Raw genomic sequence first — 10,910 nt, 5'->3', positions numbered from 1 at the left:
CAGGGTTAAGACGTAAGATGCGAAAAGCAGCCATGGACAGAAAGTATCTGGCGTCAGTCCTTGCGGGGAGCGGGCTTTCGTAATCTTTCCCTGGGCTGACATCCGCTCAGGCGGATAATATAATGAGTCGCTTTGCTGGTTATGGAGAGCATATTAACTGGAACGAATTATGTAAGGAAACCGGAAAAGGATTGCTCTTTGCTCTTGGGGGGGTTGTATTTGATGAATTGATAAAAAGCCGGGAAAAGGATCTTGAAGATGGGGTAGCAAAGGATCTTAAAAAGATTAACGAAACGGATCAGGATAATATCCAAAGTTCAGGGAATGCTATAGGCATATACGCCAAAACATCATAAATTTAGAGAGGGTTTAATTATGCGCAGCATTGGCTATGTTTTTGGCGCTTTTGTTATCATGCCGATCATCATCATTATTATTAATATATTCTTTTTTAAGGGTAATAACGTTACGCAGGAGCAGATAGCAAATTATATCAATGATAGTAAGATGACAGAAGTTTATATTCCTCAAGCAGAATATGACGACGAAGTTGATGAAGACGCTTTTCACCGGGGAGATGAAACAAAAGAAAATTATGAGAGTTATAGGATTGGTGTAAGTAGAAAACACAGCGCCTATAAAACTATTCACCGGTTTATATTTTTCTCAAAAAAACACAACAAATATCTTGTTCTTTTGACTTTTGATGGGTTTGACTATAGTGACATTTACAATACTGAAAAGATCAAGATTGAAAATAATGATAGTCGAAATAGGGTGGCAGGGAATGGGCATTACTTCATAGTTCGCGTAAATAACAGGCAGTGGAATGATAAGGATTATGGTACTGAGAAAAATCCAGTACCGATTTTTGGCGTAACAGTTTCTGGCCGTGATTATGATAGACTGCAACAGAAGTATTTGGAGAACGCCAGAGTTTATTTTGACGTTTCAGATGAACTTAACCGTGTTTTTGTAGGGCAGTATCTGAATTATTTTTTACCGGAAGAAGATTTCAAAAAATGGTTCACCGAATAATCCCCAGAGGTTTAAATTTCATTAGTCCACAGCGCTTACAGTGTGCAGGCAAGGTGAGAGCACGAAAGCCCGCAAGAACATGAAAGCCCGCGCCCAACAAGGCTTTGGTAAATGATGAATTTTTAAACCGCGACATTACTTTTACCGTAAAACCCATCATGTTGATACTTTTTCTCGATCAATTTGACGATCTTATTTCAGTGGGATCTTATCCTTTCTTTTTGATGGATACAGTGTGCCGTAGGCACAAAAATATAAAACAGAATATTTATATATAACAAACATGAAATCATGAAGGTATGAGTCATGACTTTACTACTTTCGTTCATTCAAATAACAATTTTTAACCAGAGTAATATATATGGCTGCAATACTCAGGATGTTTTCAAGAGGCAGAGATGTTATCAAACTACAACAATTACTCAATAAAAATGTGATTATATCAAGACTTGTTGAAGACGGTATTTTTGGTAGTGATACATTCAATGCTGTAAAAATATTCCAGCGGCACAATGGGTTAAATGATTATGGTATTGTAGGACCAGAAACATGGCAAAAGCTGAACAGAGATCCTTTCGTGAGAAGATCCTCTGTTGGCTCTTCTGTTGGTTCTTCTTCCTTGATTGAGAGAGGGAAACTAACATATGATTCAGAAGGAAATAATATACCTGGCTCCATTTATTATAGCAGAGTAATACATTGGCCTGGCACTATATTCTCTGGGGTCACTTTAGGCCGAGGATATGATATGGGAGATCGCACTGAATCAAGTATTTTACAGGACATGCTCACTGCAGGTATTGAGGCCGATACAGCGAGAAAAATATCGTTAGCAAGATCATATAAAGGTTCAGCAGCAGGAGCCTTCGTGGCTAATAATAAAAGAGATATAGGCGAAATTACAGAAGAACAACAGATAAATTTATTTAATCACATTTACACTGATTATATTTCCCGTACTATTAGGAATTATAACAGATGGACTTCAGACACCACTGCGGCAAAGCATTGGGATGAATTGGATCAACCCATTCAGGAGGTGCTCATAGATTTTGTTTATCAAGGATTTACAAAAGGACCAAGACCTATGCTTGCAGGCTCAAATAATGATAAACAAGAGTTGATCAATTACATCAGGAATACACCAGGGATCTCACGTTATGAACAGGGTAGGCATCGTGCCGATTTTCTGGAAAGAAACTAAATGAAAATATTACTATCCTTTCTCTTTTTTGCTCCATTCGCATTACAGGCGAGTGATCCCTGTTACAATATTCAATTATCTGAGCAAGTATTTCTTTGCTCAAAAAAAACTTTTGAACAAAGTGATGCAAAACTTAATGAGACCTATAAAACCCTGTTATCAGCCATAAACAAAGAATATATTCCCGCCCCCAATGTGGGTTCTGAATTCGTTCAAAAAATAAAGATATCACAAAGAGCATGGATTAACTTCAGAGATACAAACTGTACAGTTTTCTCATTCCAGATAGATAATGAATCGCAGGCATATGAAACATCAATGTATTCCTGTAAAAATGATATGACACTCAAAAGAATTGAAGAGCTTAAACGTGTGCTAGCACAATAATTAATACTTCATTCAAAGCCAACAGTACAATTACTTATGTAGTATATAATCAATATTTTCCCAGGGAAAGAACATACAACGGTCTAAACTTGTGAAGGTATAGTATATATAACACAACGCATGCATATAAAAACATCTTCAAGTTAGGGTTTATACCAGGGAAAGATCATCAGAAGTATGTTTTTTGCACAATTAAAACAGCATTTTTTGCTTAAATAATGTACGATTTGCTGTCTACGGAAACTACCATTTTGCTGTTAGTTATGATCAACTATCTCCTGAAAAATAAGGAGATAAAACATGGATAGCGAAAAATTAATGGCGCATATATCAATTATTCCTGATTACAGACAACAATGGAAAATTACACATAAATTGTCAGATATTCTTCTTTTGACGATCTGTGCTGTTATTTCTGGTGCTGAAGGTTGGGAGGATGTTCAGGATTTTGGTGAAACCCATCTTGATTTTTTAAAGCTGTATGGCGATTTTGAACATGGCATTCCAGTACATGATACGATAGCTCGCGTAGTTTCCTGCATAAGTCCTAAAAAATTCCATGAATGTTTTATTAACTGGATGCAAGATTGCCATACATCAGAAGATGGGAGTGTTATTGCTATTAATGGTAAAACACTTCGTGGATCTTATGATAAAAGTCGCAGACGTGGTGCAATCCATGTTATCAGTGCATTTTGCGCGATGGATGGTATTGTTCTTGGGCAACTGAAGACGGCTGAGAAATCGAATGAAATTACGGCCATTCCAGAACTCATTAACCTTTTGGATATTAAAGGAAAAATCATTACCACCGATGCGATGGGTTGCCAGAAGGATATAGCTGAAAAAATTGTATCTCAGGATGGAGATTATCTGTTTACAGTTAAGGGGAATCAGGGCAGGTTACAGAAAGCGTTTGAAGAAAAATTCCCACTGAAAGAATTGAATAATCCAAACTATGATAGTTGTTCAATAACTGAAAAAGGACATGGAAGGAAAGAAACACGCTTACATATCGTGAGTGATATTCCTGATGATTTGTTCGCTTTTACCTTTGAATGGAAAGGGTTAAAGAAATTATGTGTGGCGGTATCTTTTCGTGAAGAAATAGCGGCACAGATGAAAGAACCAGAGATATATGTTCGTTATTATATAAGTTCAGCGGATTTAAGTGCGGAGAAATTTGCAAGATCAATAAGAGAGCACTGGCATATTGAAAACCGTCTGCACTGGTGCCTGGATACAGCGATGAACGAAGATGTTTGTCGAATCAGAAGAGGGAATGCTGCTGAATTATTTTCAGGCATAAGACATATTGCTGTGAATATTCTCCGGCAGGAAACAGTATTCAAAGCAGGACTACGGCGCAAGATGAGAAAAGCGGCGATGGACAGAGGCTATCTGGCTACAGTCCTTGCGGGCTGCGGGGTTTCGTAATCTTGCCCTGACCCTGACTCTACTTTCAACATGATTAATAAATTCTTTTAGAGATAAAATAAGTGAGATCAATTTTTATAATATTCTTTTGTTTTTTCATCGAAAATAGTTATGGTAGTGACCATCTTAAGATTATCTCTTTGAATGAAGTTACGTTTGAAGTTCCTGTTAATTGGTTCATTACTAAAAGCAAAGATTGTTTATCTATTAGCAAAGAATATGAAAATACAACTACATATCTTAAAGTATGTGAATACATATCACGTACGGGAAGCGAATTTTTCACAGTGAACAATGAAGGGAGATGGGAGGCGGCAAGCGAAGGCATTCCCGTATTAGCTAACATAAATATTACGCCAAATTTTGTTGGCATGAACGCAATTGTTTTATGCCGAATCAATGATGATTCAGGATATCATGTAGATCAATGTTTTCAGGCAGAGATAACTCTCCCAGAAAATAATTTTATTATTTTCACAGGCAGAGGAGATTCAGCCTTGTTTATGGTTTACAAGAATATATATGAATCACTTAAAGTAAAAGATCACGTTCTGAGGAGATAGCCCCTTATATGAGGTGACTCTCTTATTCGGCTTTAACAGCTTGCATAGAAAAACAAAAATACTACTTCCGAAACACTTCTGATAATTCATTTATTTCATTGTGGTCGTAAAAATATGAACAAAACATCACAAGCATTACTATCAATTATTATTTTTATTACTACTACCAGTACAATTACTCAGAACAAAATATTAACAATACCATTAGATTCTTCAAAAATCACACAGCTTACAGATTACTACAAAAACATCATCAACGGAATTACAGAACTCTCCTTATCTGAAACCGAAAAATCCCAAACAATTCCATTCAATCAGCAAGAAATCACCATCCCTGTCAAAGGCAAGAATTTCCTCTCTCCCTGGATAGCTAAAGATACTCGCTATTACAAACTGGGTCACTTCGAAGATAAAGATAATATCTTCCAACTTATTATGTATAACACCGTCGGCGAAAGTGACACTTCATTACTCAATGTCCAACTGAATAGCTATGACAGAAAAGGAATCCTTCTAGATTCCCTGTTGCTTAGCACCTTCTTTAGCTACGAAGATATCATCCGTTTTTCACATTTTAAAATTAGCCCAGACTATACGATTGTGATAAATAACTATGTTATCCATCCGTACGAACCTGGCGAATATGGGATGACTCCACTTAAGAAGAATCCACTATCAGAACTATATCTGCAAGCAAGCTACAAAATAGTGAAAGGACGCTTTGAGTTAACACGCCGGAAAGAATTTAATGCTAACTAAATAGTTAATTAATTACCTCCCCTAATCACCTCAATTATCCCCGTCGTCGACACCGACGGCGTGCGGGGGAAATAGACCACCTCACAAATATACGCAAAACTATCAAACTTCCCCGCCCAGTCATCGCCCATCACCAAAACATCCGCACTGTAACCGCGCAGATATTCCGCTTTCAGCGCCAGCGATTCCTCGAGAAATACGCCATCCACGCACGCCAGCCCGGCGATAATCGCCATGCGGTCATCCTGAGGGTAAACCGGTGCCCTGCCCTTTTTAGCAATGTTCAGGGCGTCAGACGATACGCCGACCAGCAGCCGTTCGCCCAGCGTTCGGGCGCGTTGTAAAAGGAGCAGATGACCGACATGAAACACATCGAAGGTGCCGAAGGTGATGACCGTTTTCATGGCTACTCCGCTAATTTGTGCCGTAGCCAGCACTGAACGGCGATGTCATCCACCGCTTTTTGCGCTTTCGCCGTGGCACTTTCTTGCTGCTCGCGGCGTTTGTCATCCAGCGTCAGGGCCACCACTTTCTCTTCGCATGCCGCCGCCGTCAGGTTTTTCTGCATTCGCGTAGCCTTGATGTTAGCCAGCGTTTTTTCCTGCTCCTGCCAGGCGATCACTTTGCGCAAGGTGCCTTTGTAGCCGCTGACGTTTTTCAGCGATTCCACCGACGCCGCCGCGCCCGCAGATGTTTTCTCCACCAGGTAGCCTAACGCTTTGATATTGTTGTCATAGCCCGCGCAAATCTGTTTTTGCTTTGCCAGCTCGACGGTTTTGTCTTTGACCGATTTATCCCGCAGGCGCTGCAATTGCGCGAGGGTGTCGATGATTTGTCGCATAGTTACTGTCCTGCCTTTTTGGCACCAGGAAAGAGGATTTGCAGGCGGCTTTGTACCAGTTCGAGGGAGGCGGGTTCGCGCATCTCCTGGCGTAAAAATCGCTCGATGGCCGGGAACATTTTCACCGCTTTGTCGACGCTGGCATCCGCGCCTGCCACGTAGCCACCGAGTGGGATCAGCGGTTTGATCTCCATATAGGCGGCGTAGTTTTGCTTTAACGCGCGAGCGGATTGCTGATGTTCCGGGCGGGTGACCTGGTTCATGCAGCGGCTGATCGACTGGCCGATATCGATGGCCGGATAGTGCCCCGCTTCCGCCAGTTTGCGGGTTAATACGATATGCCCGTCCAGCACCGCGCGGGCGCAGTCGACGATGGGATCTTGCTGGTCGTCGCCTTCCGCCAGCACGGTGTAGATGGCAGTCATCGATCCCGCGCTTTCGCTGTTGCCTGCGCTTTCGACCAGTTTGGGGATCATGCCGAATGCCGACGGCGGATAGCCTTTGGTAGCGGGCGGTTCGCCAAGCGAGAGCGCAATTTCACGCTGCGCCATCGCATAGCGGGTCAGGGAATCCACCAGCAGCAAAACGTGATGCCCGCGGTCGCGAAACCAGGCGGCGATGGAGTGGCACAGTTCGGTGGCTTTCAGGCGCATCAGCGGCGATTCATCGGCGGGCGCGACGACGACGATAGACTTCGCCAGCCCGTCCGCGCCCAGTGAATGGTCGATAAACTCTTTCACTTCGCGCCCGCGTTCGCCAATCAGCCCGACCACCACGATGTCGGCTTTGGTCTGGCGGGTGATCATCCCCAGCAGCACGCTTTTCCCGACGCCGCTGCCCGCCATTAGCCCGACGCGCTGGCCTTTGCCGATGGTCAGCAGACCGTTGATCGCTTTTACACCCACATCTAAGGGTTCGTCCACCGAACGGCGGGTTAAGGGATTGACCGAGGGCGGCAACGGCGGCAGAAGATCGTTGCCGTTCAGGCGACCTTTGCCATCCAGCGGTTCGCCGAGGCCATTCACCACGCGGCCTAACCAGCTTTCGCCAATCAAAATATCGTGGGCTTTTTCTTCCGGGAAGACACGCGCCCCCGCCATCAGGCCAACTGGCTGTTTGAATGGCATTAAATAGGTGATGTCGCGATTAAAGCCCACGGCCTGCGCGTCAATTAGCGTGTGGTTAGCGCTTTCGATGCGGCACAGCTGCCCGGTCATTAATGGGCAGCCGACGCTCTCCAGCAGAATGCCGTTCAGGCGCACCAACCGTCCGGCAACGCGAGCCAGCGGGATCGACTCCAGCGAGCGCAGGGCGTTATCGAAAGCAGAAAAATCACTCACCCTGCGACTCCGGCGTCAGCGTCTCTTGCAGTGCGGTCATGCATTGTTCAAGGCGATGCTCGCAGCCGATATCCAGTTCTGATTTATCGGTGATCACCCGGCATTCCCCCGGCGACAAATCCGGCGAAGGCGTCAGCCCCCATTCGCTGACCTTTTCCGGCACCGCGTCGCGCAGGCGGTTAAACTCTTCCGTGCTCAACATCACTTGCAGGGTTTCCGGCATCGCCGGGAAGGCCGCCAGCGCCTCTTCCACCAGCGCCAGTAACTGCGTCGGTTGCAGCGCCAGTTCGCAGCGAATCACCTGGCGGGTGACTTTCTCCACCAGTTGCAGCAAATCTTCCCGCTGTTTACGTTCGATATGGACGAGGAAGTCGTTCACTTTACCGCTGATGGCCTCCAGCGGCTGCGCCGCCTCAACAAACTGCTTGCGCCCTTCCTGCTGCCCGGCGAGGCTCCCTTCGGTGTAGCCCTGACGCCGCCCCTCGGCAAAACCTTGCTGATGACCTTCGCTAAAGCCCTGCTCCTGACCCTCGGTCATGCCCTGAGCAAACCCTTTTTCCAGTCCTTCCTGAAAACCGTCCATCAACTGGCGTTGGTAATCGGCGGCGCTAATGCTGGCAGTGAGCGGTTCTCCGGTCACCGCACGCTGACGCGGCGGGAAACGGTGCAGGCGATAGCGCCCGCGCAGTGTTTCAATGGTCATGGGTTACTCCGCCGTCTGTTCCGCAAAGAGCTGTAGCTGAATTTCGCCCGCCTCTTCCAGTTCACGGGCGATACCCATGATTTCGCGGCGGATCTGTTCGATACGGCTGACCGGCACCGGCCCCAGGCGCGCGGTAATTGCTTCCAGTTGCTGCACCTGACGTTTTGGCATCACCGCGTAAATGGAGCGACGTAACAAAGCTTCGGTGCCTTTCAGCGCCACCGCCCAGTCTTCCATTGGCACTTCGTCGAGCAGGCGACGGCGCACCTCTTCGTTCTGGCGGCTGAGAATAAAGAAGTCGTACATCTCATCCTGCAACTGCTCCAGCACGTCTTCGTCGCGCTCGCGCATCTGGTCGAGGATCACCTGCTGGTTGCCCTGGAAGCGGTTGACAATATCCGCCGCCTGTTTGATGCCCTTCACCTTCGAGCCGTGCTCCGAAAGCACCGACAGGCCGCGTTCGATCAGACGATCCAGTTCATCCACCACATCGCGGTTGACGTCGTTGAGTTTCGCTACCCGGTAAAGAATTTCGTTTTGCACCGATTCGTTGAGATACGAGAGCACCGCTGCCGAGATTTCCGGCGTCAGAAACGCGAGGAACACCGCCTGCAATTGCAGATGTTCTTCGGAGATCAGCATCGCCAGCTGGCGCGGTTCTACCCATTGCAGGCGCGCCATCCGCGAGCGGATCTCATCGCCGTAGATGCCATTGATCACGCTGCTGGCGATCTCGGTGCCCAACGCCTTGTTAAGAATCCCCTGCAACATGGATCGCGACGCACCGTTGATCCCGCTCTGTTCGCGGAACTCATCAAAGAAGTTATTGATCACTTTGCGCGCCATGCTGGTTTTGACGCCGGAAAGGCGCGCCATGTTTTCGCTCAGGCGCACCACTTCTTCGCGGCTGAGTTTTTGCATCACCGTTGCCGCTGCTTCTTCGCCCAGACACAGTAGCAGGATCGCCGCCTGTTCGAGGTAGCTGTTGCTCTTATTTATTGTCAATTCGCTCATTGCTGGTAATCCATTGTCTGAGAACTTCGGCAACGCGATCGGTGTCGCTCATGGCCAGTTTTTGCAGGAACTCGAGTTTCACTTCGAGGCCAGAACTCTGGGACGGCAGGCTGTCATCGCCAGGCAGCGACGGCAGGTCGACATTTTTACGCTCCTCTTCCGGCACGGCGATCCACGGTTCGCTGATGGCTTCCGGTTCTGGTGTGATAACCGGCGCACGTACCGCCGTCAGTCGTTTCATCAGCGGGCGCACCACAAAGAACAGCAGCAACAGCGCCAGCAGGCCGCAGCCAATCAGCCGCACCCACGCCAGCACGCTGTCATCTTTCCACAGTGGAATAACCGGTTCGACAGGCACCGCCTGCGGCACAAAGTTGAGCAGTGATAAGGTGAGATTGTCACCACGCTGGGCGTCGATCCCGGCGGCATTGTTCAGCAGCGCGGTAAGCTGTGTGGTCTGCTCCGGCTTCCAGTTTTTCAGCGCCGGGGCGTTTTGATTGAGCACCACCGCCACGTTGAGGCGTTTCACCGCAAAGCCGGGATGCTGAATATGCTGGACGCTGCGGTCGTAAGAGTAGTCGCGCTTGCTTTCGCTGTGTTTGGAAAGCGCTTCCGGCGAGCGATTTTCTTCCGTACCGTTGGTCATCTGATTCGCTGCAATCGGCGGACGGTTACTGAGCGAACCGGGCACGCCCATCGCCACCTTATTGGTGTCGCTGTCCAGCACGCTCTCTTCGCGGTTGATTTTCGGCGCGTCACCGTAGTGTTCCTGGGTTTCGTCGATGGTGCTGAGGTCGAGATCCGGCATCACACTGACGCGGTAATTCCCGCTGCCAACCAGCGAATCCAACACGTTCGCCACGCTTGCACGGGTTTTGTCCTGAATATCTTTGAGGATCTGATCGCGTTTACGGGTCGCGGCAGAAACCGCCTCGCCGGCGCCAATGCCGTCGGTCAGCAGATTTCCCGCCTGATCGACCACGCTGACTTTACTGGCTTGCAGCCCCGGAATACTGCCGGACACCAGATGCACAATGGCGTTCACCTGGTCCATATTCAGCTTCGCGCCGTAATGCAAGCGCACCACCACCGAGGCACTGTTTTGCGGCTCATCGCTGACCACAAACGAGCTTTCTTCGTTGAGCGCCAGATGCACCCGCGCGCTTTCCACCGCGTCCAGCGACATGATGCTCTGCGCCAACTCCCCTTCGAGACTGCGTTTATAGCGCACGTTCTGCACGAACTGACTGCTGCCGAGCATTTCGTCTTTGTCCATCAGCTCGTAGCCGCTGGGCAATATCGCCTGCACGCCTTTCGCGGCAAGAGTCATGCGCGTTTTCGACAGTTCGTCTTCCGGCACCAGTATCTGCCCGCTTTGCGGGTCGATGCGGTAGGTGAGCTTTTCGCCGTCCAGCACGGTGACAATCTGCGACACGGGCAGATTTTCCTGGCGTCCGTAGAGCGAGACGTAGCCGCGATTCCCCGTCCACAGCACGCTGACGATAATCGCCGTCGCCGCAACGGCAAGCCCCACACCCGCCATCAACGCCCAGCGTTTGTTATCTGCGAGCCGCAGTCGAAACGCCGGAAAGGCCTGGGTTAACTTCTTTATTTGTGCATTCAT

14 protein-coding genes are annotated in these 10,910 nt (G+C 47.7%); 8 read left to right on the top strand and 6 right to left on the bottom strand.

Annotated features, from left to right (window positions below; all coding sequences use genetic code 11):
• The 8 genes from FQZ95_RS26925 to FQZ95_RS06255 form a co-directional block, all read left to right on the top strand.
• Window positions 1-83 (top strand): hypothetical protein (locus FQZ95_RS26925; protein ID WP_241955437.1); only part of this gene is annotated, 83 nt, incomplete at its 5' end.
• A 39-nt stretch (window positions 84-122) separates the two neighbouring features.
• Entirely contained in the window at window positions 123-356 is a 234-nt protein-coding gene (locus FQZ95_RS06285; RefSeq protein ID WP_160530008.1) for a hypothetical protein, read from the top strand.
• A gap of 19 nt (window positions 357-375) precedes the next feature.
• Window positions 376-1,038 carry a hypothetical protein gene (locus FQZ95_RS06280; protein WP_160530007.1) on the top strand — a complete coding sequence of 221 codons (663 nt, stop codon included), beginning with the start codon at window positions 376-378 and terminating at the stop codon, window positions 1,036-1,038.
• 361 nt (window positions 1,039-1,399) lie between these two features.
• A complete protein-coding gene (locus FQZ95_RS06275) occupies window positions 1,400-2,242 on the top strand; it encodes a pesticin C-terminus-like muramidase (protein ID WP_202384102.1) in 843 nt (280 codons plus the stop codon).
• The gene (locus FQZ95_RS06270; protein ID WP_160530006.1) at window positions 2,243-2,629 is read left to right on the top strand and encodes a lysozyme inhibitor LprI family protein; all 387 of its coding nucleotides are present in this window, start codon (window positions 2,243-2,245) and stop codon (window positions 2,627-2,629) included.
• Between the two features lie 300 nt (window positions 2,630-2,929).
• Window positions 2,930-4,066: an ISAs1 family transposase gene (locus FQZ95_RS06265; protein WP_160530005.1), complete on the top strand. Its 1,137-nt coding sequence runs from the start codon at window positions 2,930-2,932 to the stop codon at window positions 4,064-4,066.
• Window positions 4,067-4,206: 140 nt separating this feature from the next.
• The gene (locus FQZ95_RS06260) at window positions 4,207-4,629 is read left to right on the top strand and encodes a hypothetical protein (protein ID WP_202384101.1); all 423 of its coding nucleotides are present in this window, start codon (window positions 4,207-4,209) and stop codon (window positions 4,627-4,629) included.
• Between the two features lie 114 nt (window positions 4,630-4,743).
• Window positions 4,744-5,388 (top strand): hypothetical protein, encoded by a 645-nt coding sequence (locus FQZ95_RS06255; RefSeq protein WP_202384100.1) that lies wholly within the window; start codon window positions 4,744-4,746, stop codon window positions 5,386-5,388.
• A gap of 8 nt (window positions 5,389-5,396) precedes the next feature.
• On the opposite strand, the gene FQZ95_RS06250 is transcribed toward FQZ95_RS06255, so the two are convergent.
• Genes FQZ95_RS06250 through fliF form a run of 6 tightly spaced genes read right to left on the bottom strand, consistent with a single transcriptional unit; the run spans window position 5,397 to window position 10,910 of the window.
• Window positions 5,397-5,792 (bottom strand): adenylyltransferase/cytidyltransferase family protein, encoded by a 396-nt coding sequence (locus tag FQZ95_RS06250; protein WP_160530004.1) that lies wholly within the window; start codon window positions 5,790-5,792, stop codon window positions 5,397-5,399.
• Between the two features lie 2 nt (window positions 5,793-5,794).
• Window positions 5,795-6,229 (bottom strand): flagellar export protein FliJ, encoded by a 435-nt coding sequence (fliJ, locus tag FQZ95_RS06245; RefSeq protein ID WP_001248919.1) that lies wholly within the window; start codon window positions 6,227-6,229, stop codon window positions 5,795-5,797.
• A 2-nt stretch (window positions 6,230-6,231) separates the two neighbouring features.
• Window positions 6,232-7,569, bottom strand: a complete 1,338-nt coding sequence (gene fliI, locus FQZ95_RS06240) for a flagellar protein export ATPase FliI (protein ID WP_088542402.1) — start codon at window positions 7,567-7,569, stop codon at window positions 6,232-6,234.
• Window positions 7,562-8,272: a flagellar assembly protein FliH gene (gene fliH, locus FQZ95_RS06235; protein ID WP_088542403.1), complete on the bottom strand. Its 711-nt coding sequence runs from the start codon at window positions 8,270-8,272 to the stop codon at window positions 7,562-7,564. Before fliH ends, fliI begins: the two co-directional genes overlap by 8 nt.
• A 3-nt stretch (window positions 8,273-8,275) precedes the next feature.
• The gene (locus FQZ95_RS06230; protein ID WP_001293120.1) at window positions 8,276-9,286 is read right to left on the bottom strand and encodes a flagellar motor switch protein FliG; all 1,011 of its coding nucleotides are present in this window, start codon (window positions 9,284-9,286) and stop codon (window positions 8,276-8,278) included.
• Complete coding sequence (fliF, locus tag FQZ95_RS06225; RefSeq protein ID WP_160530003.1) at window positions 9,264-10,910, bottom strand: flagellar basal-body MS-ring/collar protein FliF; 1,647 nt, start codon at window positions 10,908-10,910, stop codon at window positions 9,264-9,266. The genes FQZ95_RS06230 and fliF overlap by 23 nt, the downstream gene beginning before the upstream one ends.

Source organism: Escherichia sp. HH41S (genome assembly GCF_009820115.1).
Lineage (GTDB): Bacteria > Pseudomonadota > Gammaproteobacteria > Enterobacterales > Enterobacteriaceae > Escherichia > Escherichia coli_F.
Note: the sequence above shows the minus strand (reverse complement) of the source record. Positions and strands in the feature narration are given on the sequence as shown.